At 68.8% G+C, this 24,016-nt stretch carries 22 protein-coding genes; 14 read left to right on the top strand and 8 right to left on the bottom strand.

Features of this window, described 5'->3' with window-relative positions:
• Window positions 1–33 precede the first annotated feature (33 nt).
• Window positions 34–2,604, bottom strand: a complete 2,571-nt coding sequence (locus G6N23_RS20350; protein WP_372508888.1) for a transglycosylase domain-containing protein — start codon at window positions 2,602–2,604, stop codon at window positions 34–36.
• Window positions 2,522–2,947 (bottom strand): DUF5318 family protein, encoded by a 426-nt coding sequence (locus G6N23_RS20345; protein ID WP_041319268.1) that lies wholly within the window; start codon window positions 2,945–2,947, stop codon window positions 2,522–2,524. The genes G6N23_RS20350 and G6N23_RS20345 overlap by 83 nt, the downstream gene beginning before the upstream one ends.
• Before the next feature lie 118 nt (window positions 2,948–3,065).
• Here G6N23_RS20345 and G6N23_RS20340 point away from each other — a divergent pair, with 118 nt between their 5' ends.
• From G6N23_RS20340 to G6N23_RS20300, 9 genes are all read left to right on the top strand, one after another.
• The gene (locus tag G6N23_RS20340) at window positions 3,066–3,902 is read left to right on the top strand and encodes a DUF1707 SHOCT-like domain-containing protein (RefSeq protein ID WP_085261234.1); all 837 of its coding nucleotides are present in this window, start codon (window positions 3,066–3,068) and stop codon (window positions 3,900–3,902) included.
• A gap of 128 nt (window positions 3,903–4,030) precedes the next feature.
• Window positions 4,031–4,573, top strand: a complete 543-nt coding sequence (locus G6N23_RS20335; RefSeq protein ID WP_085261228.1) for a PadR family transcriptional regulator — start codon at window positions 4,031–4,033, stop codon at window positions 4,571–4,573.
• Window positions 4,574–4,648: 75 nt separating this feature from the next.
• Entirely contained in the window at window positions 4,649–5,740 is a 1,092-nt protein-coding gene (locus tag G6N23_RS20330; protein WP_085261227.1) for an inositol-3-phosphate synthase, read from the top strand.
• A gap of 40 nt (window positions 5,741–5,780) precedes the next feature.
• Window positions 5,781–6,665 carry an Rv0045c family esterase gene (locus G6N23_RS20325; protein ID WP_085261233.1) on the top strand — a complete coding sequence of 295 codons (885 nt, stop codon included), beginning with the start codon at window positions 5,781–5,783 and terminating at the stop codon, window positions 6,663–6,665.
• 5 nt (window positions 6,666–6,670) lie between these two features.
• Window positions 6,671–7,465 (top strand): LLM class F420-dependent oxidoreductase, encoded by a 795-nt coding sequence (locus G6N23_RS20320; RefSeq protein ID WP_372508887.1) that lies wholly within the window; start codon window positions 6,671–6,673, stop codon window positions 7,463–7,465.
• A 169-nt stretch (window positions 7,466–7,634) separates the two neighbouring features.
• Window positions 7,635–9,302, top strand: a complete 1,668-nt coding sequence (locus tag G6N23_RS20315) for an ABC transporter substrate-binding protein/permease (RefSeq protein WP_234808633.1) — start codon at window positions 7,635–7,637, stop codon at window positions 9,300–9,302.
• A gap of 11 nt (window positions 9,303–9,313) precedes the next feature.
• Window positions 9,314–10,045 carry an amino acid ABC transporter ATP-binding protein gene (locus G6N23_RS20310; RefSeq protein ID WP_085261225.1) on the top strand — a complete coding sequence of 244 codons (732 nt, stop codon included), beginning with the start codon at window positions 9,314–9,316 and terminating at the stop codon, window positions 10,043–10,045.
• A 56-nt stretch (window positions 10,046–10,101) separates the two neighbouring features.
• Entirely contained in the window at window positions 10,102–10,614 is a 513-nt protein-coding gene (locus G6N23_RS20305) for a MarR family winged helix-turn-helix transcriptional regulator (protein ID WP_085261224.1), read from the top strand.
• Window positions 10,614–11,279: an SDR family oxidoreductase gene (locus tag G6N23_RS20300; protein WP_085261223.1), complete on the top strand. Its 666-nt coding sequence runs from the start codon at window positions 10,614–10,616 to the stop codon at window positions 11,277–11,279. The genes G6N23_RS20305 and G6N23_RS20300 overlap by 1 nt, the downstream gene beginning before the upstream one ends.
• A gap of 1 nt (window position 11,280) precedes the next feature.
• On the opposite strand, the gene G6N23_RS20295 is transcribed toward G6N23_RS20300, so the two are convergent.
• Both G6N23_RS20295 and leuS read right to left on the bottom strand, forming a co-directional pair.
• On the bottom strand, window positions 11,281–12,417 hold the full coding sequence (locus tag G6N23_RS20295) for an adenylate/guanylate cyclase domain-containing protein (RefSeq protein ID WP_085261222.1): 1,137 nt from the start codon (window positions 12,415–12,417) through the stop codon (window positions 11,281–11,283).
• A 20-nt stretch (window positions 12,418–12,437) separates the two neighbouring features.
• A complete protein-coding gene (gene leuS, locus G6N23_RS20290; protein WP_085261221.1) occupies window positions 12,438–15,323 on the bottom strand; it encodes a leucine--tRNA ligase in 2,886 nt (961 codons plus the stop codon).
• 185 nt (window positions 15,324–15,508) lie between these two features.
• On the opposite strand from leuS, the gene G6N23_RS20285 reads away from it, so the two are divergent.
• A complete protein-coding gene (locus G6N23_RS20285) occupies window positions 15,509–16,426 on the top strand; it encodes an LpqN/LpqT family lipoprotein (RefSeq protein ID WP_085261231.1) in 918 nt (305 codons plus the stop codon).
• Window positions 16,427–16,450: 24 nt separating this feature from the next.
• Window positions 16,451–16,888, top strand: a complete 438-nt coding sequence (locus G6N23_RS20280) for a hypothetical protein (RefSeq protein WP_085261220.1) — start codon at window positions 16,451–16,453, stop codon at window positions 16,886–16,888.
• Window positions 16,889–16,913: 25 nt separating this feature from the next.
• On the opposite strand, the gene G6N23_RS20275 is transcribed toward G6N23_RS20280, so the two are convergent.
• The gene (locus G6N23_RS20275) at window positions 16,914–17,519 is read right to left on the bottom strand and encodes a YqgE/AlgH family protein (protein ID WP_085261219.1); all 606 of its coding nucleotides are present in this window, start codon (window positions 17,517–17,519) and stop codon (window positions 16,914–16,916) included.
• Between the two features lie 129 nt (window positions 17,520–17,648).
• Between G6N23_RS20275 and G6N23_RS20270 the strand changes: the two genes are divergently transcribed.
• Both G6N23_RS20270 and G6N23_RS20265 read left to right on the top strand, forming a co-directional pair.
• Window positions 17,649–18,956 carry an MFS transporter gene (locus G6N23_RS20270; protein ID WP_095174095.1) on the top strand — a complete coding sequence of 436 codons (1,308 nt, stop codon included), beginning with the start codon at window positions 17,649–17,651 and terminating at the stop codon, window positions 18,954–18,956.
• The gene (locus G6N23_RS20265) at window positions 18,943–19,716 is read left to right on the top strand and encodes a TIGR03084 family metal-binding protein (RefSeq protein WP_085261217.1); all 774 of its coding nucleotides are present in this window, start codon (window positions 18,943–18,945) and stop codon (window positions 19,714–19,716) included. Before G6N23_RS20270 ends, G6N23_RS20265 begins: the two co-directional genes overlap by 14 nt.
• Before the next feature lie 89 nt (window positions 19,717–19,805).
• On the opposite strand, the gene G6N23_RS20260 is transcribed toward G6N23_RS20265, so the two are convergent.
• The 3 genes from G6N23_RS20260 to G6N23_RS20250 all read right to left on the bottom strand — a co-directional run bounded on the left by G6N23_RS20260 (window position 19,806) and on the right by G6N23_RS20250 (window position 23,028).
• Window positions 19,806–20,678, bottom strand: coding sequence for a PE-PPE domain-containing protein (locus G6N23_RS20260; RefSeq protein ID WP_095174300.1), 873 nt, complete (start codon window positions 20,676–20,678; stop codon window positions 19,806–19,808).
• Window positions 20,679–21,017: 339 nt separating this feature from the next.
• A complete protein-coding gene (locus tag G6N23_RS20255; RefSeq protein WP_085261216.1) occupies window positions 21,018–21,548 on the bottom strand; it encodes a pullulanase in 531 nt (176 codons plus the stop codon).
• Between the two features lie 25 nt (window positions 21,549–21,573).
• Window positions 21,574–23,028 carry a CCA tRNA nucleotidyltransferase gene (locus G6N23_RS20250; protein WP_085261215.1) on the bottom strand — a complete coding sequence of 485 codons (1,455 nt, stop codon included), beginning with the start codon at window positions 23,026–23,028 and terminating at the stop codon, window positions 21,574–21,576.
• A gap of 130 nt (window positions 23,029–23,158) precedes the next feature.
• Between G6N23_RS20250 and G6N23_RS20245 the strand changes: the two genes are divergently transcribed.
• Window positions 23,159–23,956, top strand: a complete 798-nt coding sequence (locus G6N23_RS20245) for an NUDIX hydrolase (RefSeq protein WP_275991140.1) — start codon at window positions 23,159–23,161, stop codon at window positions 23,954–23,956.
• Window positions 23,957–24,016: the final 60 nt, after the last annotated feature.

Below are 24,016 nucleotides of genomic sequence, written 5' to 3'. Positions count from 1 at the left end.
CGGCGCGCTGAAACGAGCCGGGAAAAGCGCAGGCTACGGGGCCGGGACCACCGGTTCGCCCGGCGCGGGCGCGGGATGCTCGGGCGCCACCGGCGACTGTGGTTCCTGGGCCGAGGACGGTGGCTGCGGCGGTGACGGTACGGCCGAGATCGTGGTGGGCGGACCGATCGGGATGGTGATGCCCGGCGCGATCTCGATCGTCGGCTGGATGACGGTCTCCGAGGGCTCCGTCGGCGGCCCCGGCTCCTCCGGTGGGGGCGGTGGCGGTGCGGCCGGGACACCGGCGTAGCCACCGATCTCTGTGGGCGTCGGGAAGGATTCGTTGGACGTGCCCCGCAAGGCGCCGTCCATGGTCGCCTTCCAGATGTCGGCCGGAATGCCCGCGCCGTAGACCGGGCCGCCCCACTGATTCACCAGTGGCTCGTCGCCCCCGGTGGTGCCGACCCACACCGCGGTCGACAACGACGGCGTGTAGCCGACCATCCAGCCGTCGCGGTTGGCCCCGGTGTCACCCAGCTGGGTGGTACCGGTCTTGGCCGCCGAGGGTCGTCCGCCGGCCAGGTTGTGCCCGCGCGACCAGCCGGCGATGGGTTGCATGGCCGCAGTGACGTTGTCGGCGACCGCCTTGGGGAGGCGCTGCTCGCCGGTGTCTTCGGAGGTCTGCGCGTCGAACAGCACCTGTCCCTCGGCGTTGACCACCTTCGCCACGAAGTGCGGCGGGTGGTAGACGCCCGAGGCCGCCAGCGTCGCGTACGCCGAGGCCATGTCGATCACCCTGGTCTGGTACTGCCCCAGGACGACACCACCTTCGGGCGGCCCGCCGTCTTGGGAAAGGGTATGCGGCACACCGGGGAAACTCTTGGCGACGCCGGCCTGGTGCGCCGCGTCGGCGACATCCTGCGCCCCGTTCTTGAGCTTGAGCATCAGCCGGTAGTAGGCGGTGTTCAGTGAGCGCTTGAGCGCCTCGGCGATGTTGCAGACCCCGCAGCTCTCACCCTCGGAGTTGGTGATCTTGATCCGGCCGTTCTCGATGGTCAGCGGCGAACTGTCGATCTGATAGCCCAGACCGATGCCCTGCTCCAGCGCGGCCACCAGCGCGAACACCTTGAACGACGACCCGGTCTGCAGGCCCGCCTGGGCGAAGTCGAACCCGGTGGCGTCCGAGCCCCCGTAGTAGGCGCGCACCGCGCCGTCACGCGGATCGATGGAGACCACCGCCGAGCGCATGTTGGGGATCTGGTCTTTGAGGTAGGTCTGGACCGCGTCTTCGGCGGCGCTCTGCGCCTGCGGGTCGATAGTGGTGGTGATCTGCAGACCCTGGGTGTTCAGGGTCTGCTCGTCGATGTCGAACAGCTCGAGCAGCTCCTTGGTGACCTGCCGCTGGATCAGGCCGTTGGGCCCGGTGGTGATGTTCTGCGAGCGGGCCAGCTCGGGCGGCACGGTCTCCGGAAATTGTTGGGCGGCACGCTCACCGGCCGTCAGCGCGCCGGTCTCCACCATGCCGTCGAGAACCCAGTTCCACCGGTCGATCGCGCCCTCGCGATCGACGGCGGGATCCAGGGTGGACGGTCGCTGAATCAACGCGGCCAGCAGGGCGCCCTCGGCGACGTCGAGCTGCTCGACGGGCTTGTCGAAATAGGCCTTGGACGCCGCCGCGATCCCGTAGGCGCTGCGGCCGAAGTAGATGATGTTCAGGTAGGCCTGCAGCACGTCGTCCTTGCGCCACGCGCTGGACATCTTGGTGGCGATCACGAGTTCTTTTGCCTTGCGGACCAATCCGCCCACACCGGCCCGCTCGGACCCGACCAGGGCGTTCTTGACGTACTGCTGGGTGATCGTCGAGCCGCCCTGGGTGTCACCGCCGAAGAGGTTGTTCTTGATCGCGCGGGCGAAGCCCGACACCGAGAAGCCCGGGTTGGAGTAGAAGTCGCGGTCCTCGGCGGCCAGCACCGCCTCACGGACATACACCGGCACCTGATTGATGTCGATGTCGACGCGATTGCCTTCCGGGGGAATGATTTTGGCCAGCTCCGAACCGTCGTTGGCCAGGATCGTCGACACTTGGTTCGTCCGGATGTCGCCGGGTGAGGGCACATCGGTGATGGAGTAGGCCATCGCGAAGGTGATGATCGGCAGCAGCAGCATCACCGCGGCGGCGATGTAGAGCCCCCGCCGGATCCACCGCCAGTTGGGCTGGTGCCGGCGCAGCCAGTCCAGCGGGTCCGGCGCCGCGGACCGGTCGGTGTGCTCGATGCGGCCGGAGCGCCGCAGCGGCGCCTCGGGCGGCTCCTCCGGTGGTGGCCGCCGCGGAATGCGTCCGCTCAGCGTCTGCTCGCGTTGCCGCGGCGCGCCGTCGAGGGCCGCTTTCACGGCGTCGATCGGGTCCCGCAGGTCGGCGGTCACGGCGTCGTCGACCGCGGGGATGATCGTGGTCTGCCGGTCATCGGGCGCAGCCGGGCCGCGACGAGCGCCGACGTCGGAAGGCCCGGCCGAGGTAGCCTCCGGCCGGTCGTCGCGGTGTTTACTCACTGGCGGTACGGGCTCCGCTGCGTGCCGTCCGCCGACCGCGGGATCCCTTCGGCGGGCGCGCGAGGCCCAGCACATACGACTTCACCAGATGATTCCAGCTGCAGGTCCGGCACACCTCGACCACGTGCACCGAGAACTCCGGATACCGGGTGGCCAGCAGGACCAGTTCCTCGGCGGAACGCGCCGAACCCGAGACCGCCCCCAAGTCGTCGCCGTAAACCCACGAGACCAGGGTGAGCTGCTCCTTGCGGCAGATCGGGCAGACCACCGCACTGGGCTTGCCGTGGAACTTGGCCGCCCGGAGCAGATACGGGTTGGCGTCGCACACCTCGGACACCCCGGTACGCCCGGAGTAGACCTCGGCCAGCAGGGAACGGCGCCGAAGCGCGTAGTCCACCACCTGTCGCTGCAATCGCACGGTGACCAGAGTACGTCGGGTCCGCGCGGGCGGGTGTGATGAACGCCCCCATCCCGCACCGACCGGCGGATTTCCGGACCAGCGCAGGCGTTGAGCTTCTAGCATCATCGCCGTGGCGATGCGGCAGACGTCCGGAACCCGGGCCAAGGACAGCGACCGCGATGACACCTGCCGGGTTCTCGACGCCGGCCTGGCCGAGGGCCAACTGTCATCCGAGGAACACCGGGAACGGATCAGTGCGGCCACCCGGGCAGTCACCATGGGCGAGCTGCGCGACCTGATCACCGATCTGCAGACCGGCAATGCACCGGTACAGCTGCCGACACTGGTCAAACCGCTGCGCCTGGGCAGTCGTGGAATCGCGGTGGGGGCGCTGGTCGCCACGGGCCTGCTGGGGATCGGTATCGGCTGGGGTCTGTACGGCAACACGAGCTCCCCGTTCAACTTCACCTCCGACCCCGGCGCCAAACCCGACGGCGTCGCCCCGGTGGTGCTCACCCCGCCGCGACAGCTGCATTCGCTGGGCGGGCTGACCGGCCTGCTGGAGCAGGCTCGCCAGAAATTCGGTGACACCATGGGGTACCGGCTGGTCATCTACCCGGAATACGCGTCGCTGACCCGACCCGATCCCACCGAGGAGCGCCGCGAACTGAACTACACCTACCGCGGCGGCTGGGACGATCCGTCGACCTCGGCCAAGAGCAGCGATGCCCTTGCGGTCGATCTGGGCCGGTTCGACCCGAAGGCCGCGGTCGGCATCCTGCGCGGGGCGCCCGAAACGCTCGGGATCAAGCCCTCCGACGTCAAATCCACCTACCTGATCATCGAACCGGCCCGGGATCCTACGGCCCCCGGTGAGTTGTCGCTGTCGGTCTACGTCTCCAGCGATTATGGCGGCGGCTACATCGCGTTCGCCGGCGACGGCGCCGTCAAGCGCATCAGTTACCCGTCCTGACCGCCGGATTCCTCCGGCAGTCCCAGCTGGGCGAACACCAGGCCACTTGGGTTTGGTTATATCGGCGCGATACTATGGCGCGAACCGTCGAACGGTCGTAGCTGAAAATCATCACGGGAGGTGAATCGGTGCTTGAGCTTGCCATACTCGGCTTGCTGCTCGAGTCTCCGATGCACGGCTACGAGTTGCGCAAGCGGTTGACCGGTCTGCTGGGCGCGTTCCGGGCGTTCTCCTACGGCTCGCTGTATCCGGCGCTGCGGCGCATGCAGACGGCCGGGCTGATCGCCGAGGACGCTGCACCGGCGGGGACCCCGGTGCGCCGGGCCCGGCGGGTGTACCGGCTGACCGACGCCGGCCGTCAGCGCTTCACCGAGCTGGTGGCCGACACCGGACCGCAGAACTACACCGACGACGGCTTCGGGGTCCACCTGGCTTTCTTCAACCGCACCCCCGCCGAGGCGCGGATGCGGATCCTGGAAGGCCGCCGCCGCCAGGTGGAGGAACGCCGGGAGGGCCTGCGCAACGCCGTGACGCGGGCCAGCAACTCGTTGGACCGCTATACCCGCCAACTGCACCAGCTCGGGCTGGAATCCAGTGAGCGGGAGGTCAAGTGGCTCAACGAGTTGATCGCCGCCGAACGCGTCTCGCAGGGCCGGGCCGAACAATCTTGAGCCTGCACGGCGCGGGTGTCAGGACAACACAAACAGCACGTCAGCAGTGACAGCAGAAGAAGGAGAACGTCGGAAATGACTGAGCAAACGACGGATGTGCGGGTCGCCATTGTCGGCGTCGGTAACTGCGCCTCCTCGCTGGTCCAGGGCGTGCAGTACTACCAGAACGCCGACGACAGTTCGACGGTGCCCGGTCTGATGCACGTGCGATTCGGTCCGTATCACGTCCGCGACGTGAAGTTCGTCGCCGCGTTCGACGTGGACGCCAAGAAGGTCGGCTTCGACCTGTCCGAAGCCATCTTCGCCTCGGAGAACAACACCATCAAGATCGCCGACGTGCCGCCGACCAACGTGGTGGTGCAGCGCGGCCCGACCCTCGACGGCATCGGTAAGTACTACGCCGAGACCATCGAGGTCTCCGACGCCGACGCCGTCGACGTGGTCGCGACACTGCGCGAGGCCAAGGTCGACGTGCTGGTCTCCTACCTGCCGGTGGGTTCGGACGAGGCCGACAAGTTCTACGCCCAGTGCGCCATCGACGCCGGCGTTGCGTTCGTCAACGCGCTGCCGGTATTCATCGCCTCGGACCCGGTGTGGGCCAAGAAGTTCGCCGACGCCGGCGTGCCGATCGTCGGCGACGACATCAAGAGCCAGGTCGGCGCCACCATCACCCACCGGGTGATGGCCAAGCTGTTCGAGGACCGTGGCGTCACGCTGGACCGCACCTACCAGCTCAACGTCGGCGGCAACATGGACTTCAAGAACATGCTCGAGCGCGAGCGCCTGGAATCCAAGAAGGTGTCCAAGACCCAGGCCGTGACCTCCAACCTGACCGGCTCGCTGGCCGGCAAGATCGAGGACAAGAACGTCCACATCGGACCGAGCGACCACGTCGCCTGGCTGGATGACCGCAAGTGGGCCTACGTGCGGCTGGAGGGCCGCGCCTTCGGCGACGCGCCGCTGAACCTGGAGTACAAGCTCGAGGTGTGGGACTCCCCGAACTCGGCCGGCATCATCATCGACGCGGTGCGGGCCGCCAAGATCGCCAAGGACCGCGGCATCGGCGGACCGATCATCCCGGCCTCGGCGTACCTGATGAAGAGCCCGCCCAAGCAGCTTCCCGACGACGTCGCCCGGGCCGAGCTCGAGCAGTTCATCACCGGCTAAACGCTCACTCTGCGCCGTGGACGCAGTGCCGGTGCCCGAGATGACCGACGACGAACTGGCCGGGCTGTCGGAGTTCGCGCTACTGGCCGGCAACGCCGAACAGGCCGGTGTCGCTGCTCCGCTGCCCGCCGTGCAGCGCATCCAGGCCGGAGACGTCAGCGCGCTGCGCTGGGGGACCGCGCCGCCGCGGGTGGTGTTCCTGCACGGTGGTGCGCAGAACGCCCACACCTGGGACACCGTCGTGCTCGGCTTGGGGCAACCCGCGCTGGCCGTGGACCTGCCGGGTCACGGCCGGTCGGCCTGGCGCGACGACGGCGACTACTCCCCGCAGCGCAACGCCGCCGCCCTGGCACCGGTGCTGCGCGAGCTGGCACCGGCCGCTGAGTTGGTGGTGGGGATGTCGTTGGGCGGGCTGACCGCGATCCGGTTGGCGGCCACCGCTTCGGAGCTGGTCCGCCGGCTGGTGCTCGTCGACGTGACTCCTTCGGCGCTGCAACGGCATTCACAGATGAGCGCCGCCGACCGCGGGACGGTGGCGTTGGCCCAGGGTGATCGGACGTTCGACGACTTCACCTCGATGCTGACCCTGACCACGATGGCCGCGCCGCACCGGGATCCAGAATCCCTGCGGCGCGGCGTGTTCCACAACAGCCGACGCCTGCCCGACGGCCGCTGGACCTGGCGTTACGACAACATCCGCACCGTCGGGGAATTCAGCGAGCTGTGGAGCGACGTCTCGGCGATCACCGCACCGACCAGCTTGATCCGCGGCGCTGATTCGGCGTTCGTCTCCGCAGACGACGTCGCCGAGTACGCCCGCCGCTCGCCGGGCCTGACCACCCACGTGGTGGCCGGCTCCGGGCATTCGGTGCAAAGCGATCAGCCTCGTGCGCTGGTCGAGCTGCTGCGCCGGACGCTACCGTGACTGACGTGAAGCCCATCCGGATTGCCGTGCAACTGCAGCCCCAGCACGCCCCGCAATATGGCCCGATCCGTGACGCGGTCCGGCGCTGTGAAGACCTCGGCGTCGACATCGCCTTCAACTGGGACCATTTCTTCCCGCTCTACGGCGACCGCGACGGGCCGCACTTCGAGTGCTGGACCATGCTGGCCGCCTGGGCCGAACAGACCTCGCGGATCGAGATCGGTGCCCTGGTGTCGTGTAACTCCTATCGCAACCCCGAGCTGCTCGCCGACATGGCCCGCACCGTCGATCACATCGGCGACGGCCGGCTGATCCTGGGTATCGGCTCGGGCTGGAAACATCGCGACTACCGCGAGTACGGCTACGAGTTCGGGACCGCCGGCACCCGGCTCGACGATCTGGCGTCCGCGCTGCCGCGGATCAAAACCCGGCTGGCCCAGCTCAATCCGCCGCCCACCCGGGCACTGCCGATGCTGATCGGCGGCGGCGGTGAGCGCAAGACGCTGCGCCTGGTCGCCGAGCACGCCGACATGTGGCACAGCTTCGCCGACGCCGAGGAGTATCCGCACAAGGCAGCGGTACTGGCCGAGCACTGCGCTGTGGTGGGGCGCGACCCGGCCACGATCGAACATTCGGCCGCTCTCGGCGGCGACCAGACCCGCGGCACCGTGGCCGAACTGCTCGCCGAGGCCGAGGCGTTGACCGCCCTCGGGGTGAGCCTGCTGACCATCGGCGCCAGCGGCCCCGACTATGACCTGACCGCTGCCGAGGCGCTGTGCCGATGGCGCGACCAGAATTAGCCGCCCGCGGGCTCGCGCACGTTAGCGTTGAGTAGTGAGGTCCCGCGCGCACCGGGTAGCACTACTGGGCAGAAAGCTGTCGGGGTTGATCGCCGTGTGGGTGATCGTGGGCAGCTTGGCAACGGCCCCACCGGCGGTCGCGGGACCCGACCTGTGTTCCCCGCCGGGCATGGAGGGCGCAGTCGTGTTGCCCGCCAAACTGGCCACGGCCAAGCGTCCGCGCGAGGACAAATACACCACGGCCGGCGTCGAACCGTTGAGCTCGATCGACGTGACCAAGCTGGGCCTGGCCGCCCCCGGTGTGCTGACCGTCGGAACCCTGACCGAGAGCCCGCCGACGAACTGCATCACCGCCTCGGGCCGCTACAGCGGGTTCGACAATGAGCTGCTGCGGGCCATCGCCAAGAAGCTGGGGCTGCGGATCCACTTCGTCGGCACCGACTTCTTCGGGCTACTGGCCCAAGTGGACTCGGGCCGCTTCGACGTCGGCTCGGCGTCGATCAACGCCACCGATGAGCGCCGCCGCACCGTTGGCTTCACCAACGGCTACGACTTCGGTTACATGGCACTGGTGGTCCCGGCCGGCTCGGGGATCACCGGTTTCGACAGCCTGACCGGTGCGCGGCGTATCGCGGTGGTGCAGGGCACCGTGGAGGACGCCTACGTCGTCGACACCCTGGAGTTGGAGCCGGTGCGGTTCCCCGACTCGATCACGCTGTACGCCAGCCTGAAAAGCCGGCAGGTCGACGCGTGGGTGGCGCCCTCGCTGACCGCGATCAACCTGCTGCGCCCCGGTGATCCGGCCCAGATCGTCGGCTACACCTTCAGCCCGGCCGGCTTCGAGGCTTACGCGGTGGCCAAGGGGAACCGGGCGCTGATATCGGCGTTGAACTCGGGTCTGGACGCGGTGATCGCCGACGGCACCTGGCCGCAGCTCTACACCGACTGGGTGCCCCGGCCGCTGCCACCGGACTGGCAGCCGGGCTCCAAGTCCGCGGCCACCCCGCACCTGCCGGATTTTGTGGCGATCGCCGCGCGCCACCATAAGGCCGAGTCGACGCCCTATGAACCCAAATCGACGCTGGTGCAGCTGCGCGACTCCTTCTTCGACTGGCAGCTCTACCGCGAAGCCCTCCCGGACCTGCTCAAGACCGGCCTGCCCAACACCCTGTTGTTGACCGTCAGCGGCGGCATCATCGGTTTGGTAGCCGGGCTGGGTCTGGCCGTCGCCGGGATTTCCCGCACCCGGTGGCTGCGCTGGCCGGCCCGGGTCTACACCGACATTTTCCGCGGCCTGCCCGAGGTGCTGATCATCCTGCTCATCGGTCTGGCGGTCGGGCCGCTGGTGAGCGGCGTGACCCACAACAACCCGTACCCACTGGGCATCGCGGCGCTGGGGCTGACCGCCGCGGCCTACATCGGGGAGATCCTGCGTTCGGGCATCCAGAGCGTGGAGTCCGGCCAGCTGGAGGCATCCCGGGCACTGGGGTTCGGCTACCCCGACACGATGCGCCTGGTGGTAATACCCCAGGGCATCCGGCGGGTGCTGCCGGCGCTGGTCAACCAGTTCATCGCGTTGCTGAAAGCCTCTGCGCTGCTGTACTTTCTGGGTCTGGTCGCCGGCCAGCGCGAGCTGTTCCAGGTGGGCCGTGACTTCAACGCCCAGACCGGCAGCCTGTCCCCGCTGGTGGCGGCCGGCGTCTTGTACCTGGCGTTGACCATCCCGCTGACGCACCTGGTGAACGTCGTCGACCACCGGCTCCGGCGCGGACGGCCCGCCGAGGCCGACGATTCCGTCGAGCTGAGCCCGGCCATCTCCAGTCAGGAGATGACGTGACAGCAGCCTCAATGCGTGAACCGGTGTCATTGGAGGCCAAGGGGATTCACTTGTCCTTCGGCAAGCAGACCGTGTTGCGGGGAGTCGACCTCGACGTGCCGGCAGGCAGCACGGCGGCGGTGATCGGGCCGTCCGGCTCGGGGAAGTCGACGATGCTGCGCACGTTGAACCGGCTGCACGAGCCCGACGGCGGCGACATCCTGCTGGGCGGCCGGTCGGTGCTGGCCGACGATCCCGACGAGCTGCGCCAGCGGATCGGCATGGTGTTCCAGCATTTCAATCTCTTTCCGCACCGCAGCGTGCTGGACAACATCGCCCTGGCCCCGCGCAAGCTGCGCGGAATGTCGCACGACGCCGCGCGCGAGCTCGCGCTGAGCCTGCTGGACCGGGTCGGGCTGCGGAACAAGGCGGCGGCGCGTCCCGCGGCGCTCTCCGGCGGGCAGCAGCAGCGGGTGGCGATCGCTCGGGCACTGGCGATGCAGCCGCAGGTGATGCTCTTCGACGAGGCGACCTCGGCGCTGGACCCGGAGTTGGTAAAGGGGATCCTGGCGCTGATCGCCGAACTCGGCGCCGACGGCATGACGATGGTGGTGGTCACCCATGAGATGGCCTTTGCCCGGTCGGCGTCGGACACCGTGGTGTTCATGGATCGCGGGAAGGTGGTGGAATCGGGTCCGCCCGAGCAGATCTTCGACGACGCCGAGACCGAGCGACTGCAGAAGTTCTTGTCCCAGGTGTTGTGACAGCAACCTGCGCGACCTGTCCCCCTTACTAGAAGCACAGGTTAGACTGGCGAACTATGGCGGAGAGCAAAGCCGATACGCCGCAGGTGACGGCGATCGCAGAGGGCTTGCATCGTTCGCTGTCCAAGCTGTTCTCGATACTCCGGCGCGGTGAAATCAGTGGCGGCGAGAAAACCGGCGAGTTGACCTTGGCTCAGCTGTCGATCCTGATCACGCTGCTGGATCGCGGCCCGATCCGGATGACTGAACTGGCTGCCCATGAGCGGGTGCGCACACCGACCACGACGGTGGCGATCCGCCGTCTTGAGAAGATCGGTCTGGTCAAACGCAGCCGGGACCCGTCGGACCTGCGGGCGGTGCTGGTCGACATCACCGAAGAAGGCCTGGCCAGTCACCGCCAGTCACTGGCCAACCGGCACGCGGCGCTGGCGGCGATGCTGAGCAGGCTCAGCCAGGAGGACTTGGAAACCCTGACCAGGGCGCTGGAACCACTGGAGCGACTGGCCAACTGGGGTGCGGCCGGTGTGTCCGCGGACGACGGGCCGGACTGCCCGCTGGATTGCGGTTGATGCCGACCGCCCTGATCACCGGCGCCGGCGGCGGGATCGGTTCGGCGATAGCTGCGGCCCTGGCCCCCACCCACACGTTGCTGCTGGCCGGCCGGCCCTCGGCGCACCTGGACGCCGTGGCCGAGCGGCTCGGCGCCACCACCTGGCCGCTGGACCTCGCCGACGCCGAGGCGATCGAGTCGGCCACCGAGGTCGTCGACCAGCTCGATGTGCTGGTGCACAACGCCGGGGTGATGCTGCCCGGGGCGGCCGGGGAGTCCTATATCGAAGAGTGGCGGGCAACCTTCGAGGTCAACGTGTTCGGCGCGGTAGCGCTGACGCTGGCACTGCTGCCCGCGCTGCGGCAGGCCCGCGGGCACGTGGTGTTCATCAACTCCGGTGCCGGGCAACGGGTCTCAGCGGGAATGGCCTCGTATTCGGCGAGCAAATTCGCGCTTCGGGCGTTCGCCGATTCACTGCGCAACGACGAGCCCGCCCTGCGGGTCACCACGGTCTACCCCGGCCGCGTCGACACCGGCATGCAGCAGGACCTGGTCGCCTACGAGGGCGGTGAGTACGACCCGGGCCGCTTCCTGCATCCCGACACCGTCGCCGAGGTGGTGGCCGCCGCCGTACGCACCCCGGCCGAGGCGCAGCTTCAGGAAGTGGTGCTCCGCCCGCGCTGATCTAACGGCTCTCCGGTCGGCGCACCCGGAACAGCTCGGTCTCGCCCTCGACACCCTTGAGTGCGCGAGCTCCGACAAAGGACCAGGCGTATCCCGGTGCATCGCCGATAGCCGCACGGGCTTCGCCCTCCAGCAAGATCGTTCCCGGCTCGGCGACATTGGTGACCCGGCTCGCAACGTTGACCGGACTGCCGAACCAATCTCGGGCTCTGCTCACCGCCCACCCCGAGGCGATGCCGATCCGCAGCTTCGGGAGAGTTTCGTCTGCCGCTGCCGTCTCGAGCAGCGTCAGCGTCGTATCGAGCAGCTTCACCGCGTCCGACGAAACCAACATCACGGCATCGCCGATCGTCTTTACCAGCCGTACCGGCGGATTGACCACTTCGCGAGCCAATTCGGCAAGGCGCTCAACGAGTCCCACCAGTTCCTCCGGTGGTATAGCCTCCCCCAACTGGGTGAACTCGACCATGTCGGCGAAGGCCACTGCGAGCTGCCGCGCCCCGGGAAGCGCCACCCCGGCCGCCCGCTCTCTGGCGTTGACCTCCTCGCCCTCCAGCACGCGCCGCAGCTGAACAAACAAGATGTCCCGGATCATCGGTCCCAGCAACGGGATAACAGCTCGTACCATCTCCTCGTGGGCCTTCGCGACCTCGAGTTCAGTCATACCCGGCCGCATGATCGCCGATATCGTGCTGTACCGGAATGCCGGAACAGCGCGGGAAATACCGTCGGAGAGCCGGCGGATCATCAGTAACACCTGACCCGGGTCAAGTCCGACCTCAATGAGTTGCTGCAGGCGCAGAGCGGCGTCGGCGTCGGCCTGCAGTAGCAGGGCGCCGTCGGGATCGTCCGGCCGGGGCAGCCCCAGCGCGCGCTCGATGCCCTGCAGAAGGGCCAAATCGATTCCGTGGGTGGCGCTCACGTCGCGTTCTGACACATACCTGGCGTCGTCACCCAATTCACGGTGCGCGGGCATCAGCATCGGGGCGACCTCGGCCCTGATCTGTTCCAAACCGAAGCCCTGCTCCAACAGCCATGTCACCAGCTCGGCCCGCTCTTCGCTGGCGCTCTCATCGAGACCGTCGAGCAGGCCCAGCTCCGCCAATACCTTTCGGAATGAGTCGGCGTCCGCCCACATGATGTCGCCCTGAACCGGTCTCAGACCACCAGGTTCACCAGCCGACCGGGCACCACGATCACCTTCTTCGGCGCAGCGCCGGCCAGGAACGCTTGCACCTTCTCGTCGGCCAGGGCGGCGGCCTTGATCGCGTCGGTGTCGGCGTCGGCGGCCACCGTGACCAGCCCCCGCTTCTTGCCGTTGACCTGCACCGGGTAGTCGGCGGTGTCGGCGACCAGATAGGCCGGGTCGGCCACCGGGAAGGGGCCGTGCGCCAGCGAGGAATCGTGGCCGAGCCGCTGCCACAGCTCCTCGGCCAGGTGCGGGGCCAGCGGTGCAAGCATCAGTGCCAGCGGCTCGGCGGCCGAGCGCGGAACCCCGTCCCGGTGCTGTTTGGTCAGGTGATTGGTGTACTCGATCAGTTTGGCCGCCGCGGTGTTGTTGCGCAGTGCCGCATAGTCTTCCGACACCCCGACGATGGTGCGGTGCAGCAGCCGCAGCGTCTCGGTGTCCGGCTCGGTGTCGAGCACCCGGCTCGCGCCGGTCTCCTCGTCGACGACCAGTCGCCAAACCCGCTGCAGAAAGCGGTGCGCGCCCACGACATCCTTTGTGGCCCACGGTCGCGACATCTCCAGCGGGCCCATCGACATCTCGTAGACCCGCAGGGTGTCTGCACCGTAGCTGTCGCAGATCTCGTCCGGCGACACCGAATTCTTCAGGCTCTTGCCCATCTTCCCGAATTCGGCGAACACCTCGATCTCACCATCGGCTCCCGGATAGAAGTACTTGCCGTCCCGCTCCACGACATCAGCGGCCGGCACATACGATCCGCGTTCGTCGGTGTAGGCGGCCGCCTGGATGTAGCCCTGGTTGACCAGCCGCCGGTAGGGCTCGCGCGAGCTGACATGCCCGAGGTCGTAGAGCACCTTGTGCCAGAACCGGCAATACAGCAGGTGCAGCACCGCGTGCTCGACGCCGCCGACGTAGACGTCCACCCCGCCCGGATCATCGGGCCCGTGCTCGGCCGCCCGCGGCCCCATCCAATAGGCCTCGTTCTCCGGAGCGCAGAACCGCTCGGTGTTGTGCGGGTCCGCGTAGCGAAGTTCGTACCACGAGCTGCCGGCCCACTGCGGCATGACGTTGGTGTCACGGGTGTAGGGCCGCAGTCCGTCGCCGAGATCCAGCTCGACATGCACCCAGTCGGTCGCCTTGGCCAGCGGCGGTGAGGGCTCACTGGATGCGTCGTCGGGGTCGAACAGCACCGGCGAATAGTCGCCGACGTCGGGCAGTTCGACCGGCAGCGCAGCCGAGTCCAGCGGATGCGGACGGCCGTCACTGTCGTAGACGATCGGGAACGGCTCTCCCCAGTACCGCTGCCGGGCGAAAAGCCAGTCCCGCAGCTTGTATTCGATGCGCGCCCAACCGCGGCCGTCGGCCTCCAATCGCTGGGTCATCGCCTTCTTGGCATCGGCGACGGTCATGCCGTCCAGGGGGCCGGAATTGACCAGGGTCCCCTCGCCGGCATAGGCGGCTTCCGAGATATCCCCGCCGGCAATGACTTCCAATACCGGGAGGCCGAATTCTGCGGCGAACTCCCAGTCCCGCTGATCGTGTCCCGGCACGGCCATGATGGCTCCGGTGCCGTAGCCGGCCAGCACATAGTCGGCGATGAAGATCGGCACCTGCTGGCCGTTGGCCGGGTTGGTTGCGTAGCTACCCAGGAACACACCGGTTTTGGTCTTGTTCTCCTGGCGTTCCAGATCGGATTTCGCCGCGATCGCCTTGCGGTAGTCAGCGACGGCCGCCGCAGGTGTGGCGGCGCCGAACGTCCAGCGCTGATCCACCTCATCGGGCCAGCCGGCCGCGGTCAGCCGGTCGACCAGGTCATGCTCGGGTGCGAGCACCAGGTAACTGGCGCCGAACAGGGTGTCCGGGCGGGTGGTGAACACCTCGATGTCCACCGCGGCGCCGTCGGTGGTGTCGGCGCCGAACAGCGCCGCCGCGCCCGTGGAACGGCCGATCCAGTTGCGCTGCATGGTTTTGACCTTCTCCGGCCAGTCCAGCACGTCGAGATCGTCAAGCAGCCTGTCGGAATAGGCGGTGATCCGCATCATCCACTGGCGCAACCGCTTCCGGAACACCGGAAAATTCCCGCGGTCACTGCGCCCGTCGGCGGTGACCTCTTCGTTGGCCAGTACCGTGCCCAGCCCCGGGCACCAGTTGACCATCGAATCGGAGCGGTAGACCAGCCGATGGCCATCGACGACGTCGGCTCTCTCCCCCGCGGACAACCGGGCCCAGTCCCGTCCGTCGTCGAGGGTGCGCGTGCCGGAGTCGAATTCGGCGATCAGCTCCGCGATCGGGCGGGCCCTGCTCGCGCTCGCGTCGAACCAGGCGTTGTAGATCTGCAGGAAGATCCACTGCGTCCACTTGTAGAAGTCGACATCGGTGGTGGAGAAGCTGCGCCGGTTGTCGTGGCCGAGCCCGAGGCGCCGCAGCTGTCGCCGGAAGTTCTCGATGTTGGCCTCGGTGCGGATACGCGGATGGGTGCCGGTCTGCACCGCGTACTGCTCGGCGGGCAGGCCGAACGCGTCGAAGCCCAGGGCGTGCAGAACGTTGTGGCCGGTCATCCGGAAGTAGCGGGCGTAGACATCGGTGGCGATATAGCCGAGCGGGTGCCCGACATGCAGGCCGTCACCGGACGGGTAGGGGAACATGTCCTGGACGAACATCTTGTCGGCCGGCACCTCGGAGCCGTCCGCCGGTGCCAGCGAGCCGACCGGGTTGGCGACGTTGAAGGTCCCCGCCTGCTCCCAGTGCTGCTGCCAGGCGCCTTCGATACGCCCGGCCAGTGCCGCGGTATAGCGGTGGCGGGGCGCTTGGTCGCCGGGTTCGCTGGATCCCTGGGTGGTCGGGGCTTGGTTCACCTCAACAGGGTAAAGGGCGGGGTTTGCCGGCCCGCTCGCCACAGCTTGATATCGGTTGCGTTGCAGGCCGATGAGGGCTTCGTTCCAGGTCGGTTGCGGCGCTGGCGGGACGCACTCGGGCTGGTTACCGTCAATTCACGGCCGGGGCGCCCGTGCCCGGCCCGTCCCGGAAGGACCTTGAGGAGATGACGAACACCGTTCGCCGCTGGCGGCTCCTGGTCGGCTTCGCGGCTGTCACGGCGGCGGGCTTCGGTGGCCCGGTGGGAATCCCGGCCGCCCTGGGCGACCCGCTGATGCCGACGCCCCCCAACCCCTACGGCCCGGCCGCCCAACCGGCGGCTCAACCGGCCGCCCAACCTGCCTCAGTGCCGGTGGCGCCTCCGCTCGCGGCGATACCGCGAGCGGCAGCACCCGTGCCTGCCCTGCCCGGTCCGGCCGTCGTACCGGGTTCTGCGGTGCCCGGTTCTCCGGTGCCTGCAGCGGCGCCGAGCGCCCTGGTTCCGGCCACCTCCGGAACATTGCGGGACTACTTCGCCGCCAAGAACGTGGCGCTGGAGCCGCAACAGGCCGCGGGCTTCACCGCGCTCAACATCACCCTGCCGATGCCGGTGGGCTGGACCCACGTTCCCGACCCCAACGTGCCCGATGCGTTCGCTGTCATCGCCGACCGGCGGGGCGGGTCGCTCTACACCCCCAACGCGCAGGTGGTCGTCTACCGCCTGGTCGGGCAGTTCGATCCCAAAGAAGCCATCACCCACGGGTTCGTCGACAGCCAGCAGTTGATGGCCTGGCAGACCACCAATGCCTCGCTGGCCGATTTCAACGGCTTCCCGTCCTCGGTGATCGAGGGCACCTACCGCGACGCCGACATGACGCTGAACACCTCCCGGCGCCACGTGATCGTGCCGGCGGATGACGGCGCCTACCTGGTGTCGTTGACCGTCACCACCGGCGCCGGACGCGCCGTGGGCAATGCCCCGGCGACCGACGCGATCGTGAACGGATTCCGCGTGGTGCGCCCGGGCGTCGCCCCTCTGCCCGACGCACCGCACGGTCCCGCGGTGCCCGCCCCCGCCCAGCCCCGGGCGGGCACCGCGGGCTGACCGGCCCCTCGTATCCTTGAGCCCATGCTGATCATGGGTGTGTTGTGCCTGATTGCCGCAGTCGTGTCCCTGGTGTTCGGAGTGCGGACGCTGGCGCGCCCGCTGACCGGCGACCCTGAGCAACTGGTGCTGCGCGCGGTGGCACCCGCCCAGATCGCCGTCGGGGTGATCCTGGCGGTCGGCGGCACACTGGTGCTGGCCGGTCCGCCCGCGGTGGCGCTGCTGGCGCTGATCGTCTCGATCAGCGGCGCGCTGGCCATTCTGGCCGCGGGCGCCTGGCAGGGGGCCCGCTACGCGGCGCGGCAGTCCGCGGCGGCCGAGTCGGGCGGCTGCGGGTCCGGCTGCGGCTGCGGCGACGGCGCCCCGGTCGAGGACGCGGGTTGCGGCCCGGGCTGCGGTTGCCTGGACAGCGCACCGGCGGAGCCGGCATCGGGCTGCGGTAGCGGTTGCGGTTGCGCGTAACCGCCCTCAGGGCGGGGATCGCCGCTTAGTTGCGGCTGATATCGATCGGGTGGGTGGCCAGCAGAGCCGTGGGCCACGGTTGGCGCCGCAGCGCCCTGCCCCACAGATCCACCCGCGGCGGCACCAGCACGTCGGACGGCAGCGCCGACAGCACGATCCAGTCGTCGCGCTCGATCTCGCCCTCGAGCTGGCCGATGGTCCAGCCTGCGTAGCCGGCGAAGATCCGCACCCCCTCGACGTGGGGCGCGATCGTCTCCGGCTCCGCGTCGAGGTCGACCATCACCAATCGACCGTCGATGTGGCGCAAGCCGGGCACGCTGTTGGGGTCCGCCCCGACCCGCAGCAGGCCGACGCACAGGGCCGCGTCGCGTTTTACCGGGCCGCCGATGAACATCGTCTTGGGCTTGGCGGCCAGCTCGGACCACTGCGGCAGCACGTTGTAGACCGCAGTCTCGCTCGGTCGGTTGAGCACCACCCCCAGCGTGCCACCGTCGTTGTGCTCGACCACGTAGATCACGGTGCGGCGAAAGGTGGGTTCGAGCAGGTCGGTGTTGGCCAGGAGCAGCGTGCCGGCCCTGACCCGATGCGCGGCGGGCGCGACATAGTCCTCGGGGTCTTCGGGTTGCGCCACCCTCCCATAATGTCACCCGAGTCCCGTGATCGTGGCCAGCTGCGCCGAACGCCAAGCCGACTCGAAGATTTGTACTCTGGGTTGGGGCCGGTGCCGTATCGCCGCCCGAGTCCGGAAGTAGGTCTTTTGGTGGACACCCGCGCACCCGCGTCACTGTGGCGGTCGGCGCGTGGCCTGCCGGAATTCTGGCGGCTGCTGGAACTGCGGGCCGCAAGCCAATTCGGCGACGGCCTGTTTCAGGCCGGCTTGGCCGGCGCACTGCTGTTCAACCCGGATCGGGCCGCCGCGCCGTGGGCGATCGCCGGGGCGTTCGCGGTGCTGTTCCTGCCGTATTCGGTGTTGGGCCCGTTCGCCGGCGCGCTGCTGGACCGTTGGGACCGGCGGCTGGTGCTGGTGGTGGCCAATGTCGCCCGGCTGCTGCTGGTGCTCGGGATCGCCGCGCTGTTGGCGACCGGGACCGGTGACCTGCCGGTGCTGTGCGCGGCCCTGGTCGCCAACGGGTTCACCCGGTTCATCGCCTCCGGGCTGTCGGCGGCACTGCCGCATGTGGTGCCGCGCGACCAGGTGGTCACGATGAACGCGCTCGCGATCGCGACCGGCGCGGTGGCCGCCTTCCTGGGTGCCAATTTCATGCTGGTGCCGCGCTGGCTGGTCGGCGCCGACGATCGGGGCGCGGCATCGATCATCGCCGCGGTCGCGGTCCCGGTCACGATCGCGCTGGTGCTCTCGCTGCGCTTCCCCGCCCGGGTGCTCGGCCCCGACGACACCAAACGCGCCATCCACGGATCGGTGCTTTATGCGGTGACGACGGGCTGGCTGCACGGTATCCGGACGGTGCGGGCCCGGCCCACCGTCGCGGCAACCCTGTCCGGGCTGGCCGCGCACCGCATGGCGTTCGGCATCAACACCCTGCTGGTGCTGGTGATGGTGCGCCATGTCGGCGAGCATTCGGTGGCCGGCCTGGGCACCACGGCGTTGTTCGTCGCGTCGGCCGGCGCCGGTTCCTTTCTGGCCACGGTGCTCACCCCGCCGGCGGTGCGCCGCTGGGGCCGCTACGCCACCGCGAACGGGGCGTTGGCGGCGGCGGCGGTAATACAGCTCGCCGCGATCGGCCTGTACCTGCCGGTGCTCGTGTTGTGCGGATTCCTGCTCGGGGTGGCCGGGCAGGTCGTCAAACTGTGCGCCGACACCGCCATGCAGATCGACGTCGACGACGCCCTGCGCGGGCATGTCTTCGCGGTGCAGGATTCGCTGTTCTGGGCGGCGTTCATCCTTGCGGTGGCCGGCACCGCGGCGGTGGTACCCCCCGACGGGCAGGCGCCGTCGCTGATCGTGGCCGGGACACTGCTGTATCTGGCCGGCCTGGCCGGGCACAGCCTGATCGGGCGGCAGCGGGATCCGGTGGGCGGCATACAGTACGGGCATGGCAGAAACTGAACCGATCGTCGCGGATCTGAGTGCCGAAAGCGACGACCTGGACACCCTGGTGGCGCCGCTCACCGACGGTCAGTGGGGTGCGCCCACGCCGGCGGCAGGCTGGACCATCGCCCATCAGATCGCTCACCTGCTGTGGACCGACCGGCTCTCGCTGACCGCCATCACCGACGAGGCCGGCTTCGCCGACGAGCTCGCGGCGGCGATGGGCGACCCGACCGGGTTCGTCGACGCCGGCGCCGCCGAACTGGCGAAATTGGCGCCGGCCGAGCTGCTGGCCGATTGGCGCTCGACCCGGGCACGGCTGCATGAGGCCCTGCTGGGCGTGCCCGACGGCCGCAAACTGCCGTGGTTCGGTCCGCCGATGAGCGCGGCGTCGATGGCTACCGCCCGGCTGATGGAGACCTGGGCACACGGCCTGGACGTCGCCGACGCGCTCGGGATCCGACGGACCGCCACCGCGCGGCTGCGGTCGATCGCCCACCTGGGGGTGCGGACCCGCGACTATGCCTTTGCGGTGCACAACCTGACGCCGCCGGCCGAGCCGTTTCACGTGGAGCTACACGCCCCCGGCGGCGGGATCTGGGCGTGGGGCCCGGTCAACGCCGAGCAGCGGGTGACCGGGTCTGCCGAGCATTTCTGCTTCCTGGTCACCCAGCGTCGTGCGCTGGCGGATCTGGACGTCGCGGCACACGGTGACGATGCGCAGCGCTGGCTGGAGATCGCTCAAGCCTTCGCGGGGCCTCCCGGCCGGGGGCGATGAGCGCGCCAGCGCGAAGAGAGACCCGGCCAAACCGACACCACCGGGGGCGATGAGCGCGCCAGCGCGAAGAGAGACCCGGGGCAGCGGGCTCAGAACCAGGCGATGACTCCGCCCACGATCATGTCGAGCGAGTTCATCAACGCCTGGAACATGTTCACGTCGGCAGTGTCGATCATGTGGTACGTCGTGTTTCCGATCACCTCGTCGGTCGCGGAGCTGATCTCCTCCGGCGACAAGCCCAGGTACGCCAGGTGGTCGCTGAACATACCGCCCATTTGGGCGCCGTTATCCCAGTTCGCGAATCCGTCGCTTGAGAGGGAGTAAACATCGGTCGTGTAGAGGTCACTCGGGGTCACCAGGCCGATGACCGAGTCGATGTGCATCATCTCGGCGAACTGATAGACCATTTTGATCACGTCGTCATGCCATGACTCCGGGAAGTAGCTGAGCAACGTGGGCAGGAACCCGCTCAGGAATCCACCCTCGGCCGCACTGTCCCCCACCATGACGAAATGCAGTGCATCCAAGGGGATTCCCTGCTCGGCGAGTTGCTGCTCAGCCAGCCCCGCCGCCACGTTGGCCTGCGAGTAGCCAAAGATGTAGAGCGGGTCGTCGGAGTCGAAGCTGCCGTCTCCGCCGTCCCACCTCTCCAGGATCGCTTTGACCAGGATGTCGGTGGCGCCGCTGATGCTCGCGTTCAGGTCGGAGGTCTCGGGCACCTGCAGGAAGGTCGCGGTGCCGTCGCTGGGGAATCCGTTCGGCTCCAGATACAAACTCTTGCTCAGGTCGAGCCAGTCCTGGTTCATCGCCGGGATCATCACCAAGGCTTCGGCGGCCAGCGCGTAGTCGAGGATGTGGCGGTCGGCGCCAGGGGTCAGAGCCGAACAGTTCGCCTCTGCCAGCGCCATCGGTGCCACGACTATCGGCGCCGCCAGCAGCGCCCCCACCGTTCTCGTCTTCACAGGCACTTCCCCGACATTGTGATGCTGATTCACACCTGTTTCTAAGAGCCAGCAGTATGTACCGGCACAGTCATTAACTTAGCTCGGACCAAGGACAATGTCCACTCAAGCGTCCCCGAGCAGCAAAATCCGGTCGAATTCCCACAAAAATGGGGGGTCGTCTCACATATCCGTTCGCCCGTAGCCGTTTCGGGGCGCCGGGCGGGAGCTCCCCACCGGCCGGATCGGCGTTGTGGAGTTGTCGCACGCCGGCCATCACAGCCGACCGTGTGACCGAGTATCCGCGCCCGGGCTGCTGCTTTCAACGGCGTGCGCCGCAGACGGGCTGCGTTTCCGGCCTCACAAGGTGGCGGCCCCGTCCGCGGAGCCGTCGCCGTCGGAGTCGGTGAGCTTGACGTCCCAGCGCCCGTCACCGTCGGTGTCGACGTAGGCCGCGCCGTAACCACCCGTGTCATTGCCTATCAGTACCCGGTCTGCACGCCCGTCACCCTCGGAGTCGAGCAGCCTGTCGTCGACACGTCCATCTCCGTCGAAGTCGACCAGCGGCCCGCCGGTGTGCTCGACATCGTCGAGCCCCTGCCAGCGCAGCCCGCCGGATCGGTCCGCTGAGCCCGCCGCAACGCCGTGCCCCCAGGTACCGGAACCGTCGTCGGCGAAGTAGGCCTCCGGGGTGCCGTCGTCGTCGAGGTCGAGCGCCAAGTGGTCGGCCACCCCGTCGCCGTCGAGGTCTACCAGCGCGTCGTCGCGCAGCCCATCCCCGTCGAAATCGAGGCTGATCGCATCTGCGAGCCCGTCGCCGTCGAGATCGAGGTCGGGTGGGCCGGTCCACATCGTCGCAGCGCCGTCACCATCGCCCAGGCAGTAGTCCATACCCGGATCAGACGCGACGGCGTCGCTATTGGTTCCGCTGTGCCTGCCACCACGCCAGCAGCTCGGCCGTCGCCTCCTCGCGCGACAACGGCCCCCGCTCCAAGCGCAGCTCCTTGAGATAGCTCCAGGCGCGACCCACCTGCGGGCCGGCCGGGATATCAAGCAGCGTCATGATCTCGTTGCCGTCCAGGTCCGGCCGCACCCGCTGCAGGTCCTCCTGCTCGGCCAACACCGCGATGCGTGCTTCGAGCTGGTCGTAGCTGGCCTGCAGGCGCGCGGCCCGCCGCTTGTTGCGGGTCGTGCAGTCGGCGCGTACCAGTTTGTGCAGCCGGCCCAGCAGCGGTCCGGCATCGGTGACATAGCGGCGCACCGCCGAGTCGGTCCATTTGCCGTCGCCGTAGCCGTGGAACCGCAGGTGCAGATAGACCAGCTGTGAGACGTCGTCGACCATCTGCTTGGAGTAGCGCAGCGCGCGCATCCGCTTGCGGACCATCTTCGCGCCCACCACCTCGTGGTGGTGAAAACTCACCCTGCCGTCGGCCTCGTGGCGCCGGGTGTCCGGCTTGCCGATGTCGTGCAACAGCGCCGCCCAGCGCAACACCAGATCGGGGCCACCCTCGGGAGGGGGATCCTCGAGGTCGATCGCCTGCCGCAGCACGGTCAGGGAATGCTGGTAGACGTCCTTGTGCTGGTGATGCTCGTCGATCGCCATCCGCATCGCGCCGACCTCGGGCAGCACCACATCACCCATCCCGCTGTCCACCACCAGGTCGATACCGGCGGCCGGGTCGGCTCCCAGCAGCAGCTTGTCCAGTTCGGCGGCCACCCGCTCGGGGGTGATGCGGGACAGCTCCGCGGCCATCTCCTCGATCGCGGCGCGTACCCGTGGCGCCACGGTGAAACCGAGTTGGGAAACGAACCGGGCGGCGCGCAGCATCCGCAACGGATCGTCGCCGAAGGAGTCCTGCGGCGCCGTCGGGGTGTCCAGCACCCCGGCTCGCAACGCCGCCAGGCCGCCCAGCGGGTCGAGGAACTCCCCCGGGCCGGCTGCGGTGACGCGGACCGCCATCGCGTTGGCCGTGAAATCGCGGCGCATCAGATCCGCGTCGAGCGAATCACCAAAGCGCACTTCGGGATTGCGCGAAACCCGGTCGTACTGGTCGGCCCGGAAGGTGGTGATCTCCAGCCGTTGCCCAGCCAGGGTGGCGCCGACGGTGCCGTATTCGATCCCGGTGTCCCACATCGCCTCGGCCCGGCCCCGCAGAATGTGCTGCACCTGCTCGGGTCGGGCGTCGGTGGTGAAATCCAGGTCCGGCGCCGGCCGACCCAGCAGGGCGTCGCGAACCGATCCGCCGACCAGGTACAGCTGGTGGCCGGCCGCATCGAACATGGCGCCGAGATCACGCAGCAGCTCGGCGTGCCGGTTCAGCACGACGGCCGCCGCTGTCAGCAGGTCGACGTCCTGATGGGCTTCGGGCACGTTCGATGAGCCTAGCGGTGGTCGCAAGCGCGGCGAAGCCGGGCGCGGCGGGCCACCGCCATCAACCCCGCGGTGGTCGCAAGCGCGGCGAAGCCGGGCGCGACGGCCGCGCCCGACCCGGCGAGGGAGGCTGGTTGGCCCGTTCGTGCCAGCTACTATCGCATGGGTGTCGGCCGACGGCGGAGAAGCCAATTCGGGACGGCGCCGCAGGCGGCGCCGCGGTCGACGCACGTCAGGTCCGAAAACCAGCCACACGGAAGCCGCCGCAACCGACGGCGGCGGCGGTGCGGCGGCACCCGGCCGCTCGGCACAGAGCCGGCCCCGCAGCGCACGGCATGGACCGGAGCGGCTGCGCACCGTGCACGAGACGTCCGCCGGAGGCCTGGTCGTCGACGGCATCGACGGGCCGCGGGAGGATCAGGTCGCCGCGCTGATCGGGCGCATCGACCGCCGGGGCAGGCTGTTGTGGTCGCTGCCCAAGGGCCATATCGAGGTCGGTGAGACCGCCGAGCAGACCGCGATCCGCGAGGTCGCCGAGGAAACCGGCGTCCAGGGCGACGTGCTGGCCGCGCTGGGCAGCATCGACTACTGGTTCGTCACCGACGGCCGCCGGGTCCACAAGACCGTGCACCACTACCTGCTGCGGTTCTCCAGCGGAGAACTGTGCGACGACGACGTGGAGGTCGCCGAGGTGGCTTGGGTGCCGATCCGGGAGCTGCCGTCCCGGTTGGCCTACGCCGACGAACGCCGACTGGCCGTGGTCGCCGACGAACTGATCGACCGGCTGCAGACCGACGGCCCGGCCGCATTGCCGCCGCTGCCGGTGACCGCGCCCTGGCGACGGCCCCAGACCCATTCCCGCACCCGCCACTCTCGACCCGGCGAGCCGGCACCGGACCGGGAGAACGGTCGCGGGCTGGACCCGTGATCCGCACCCGACGCAGCGGTCGGGGTAGCTTGCCGCCCTTGTCAGCGCCCCGAACGGCCC

It is taken from the genome of Mycolicibacter terrae (assembly GCF_010727125.1).
GTDB lineage: Bacteria > Actinomycetota > Actinomycetes > Mycobacteriales > Mycobacteriaceae > Mycobacterium > Mycobacterium terrae.
This window is presented reverse-complemented; position numbering and strand designations above follow the sequence as displayed.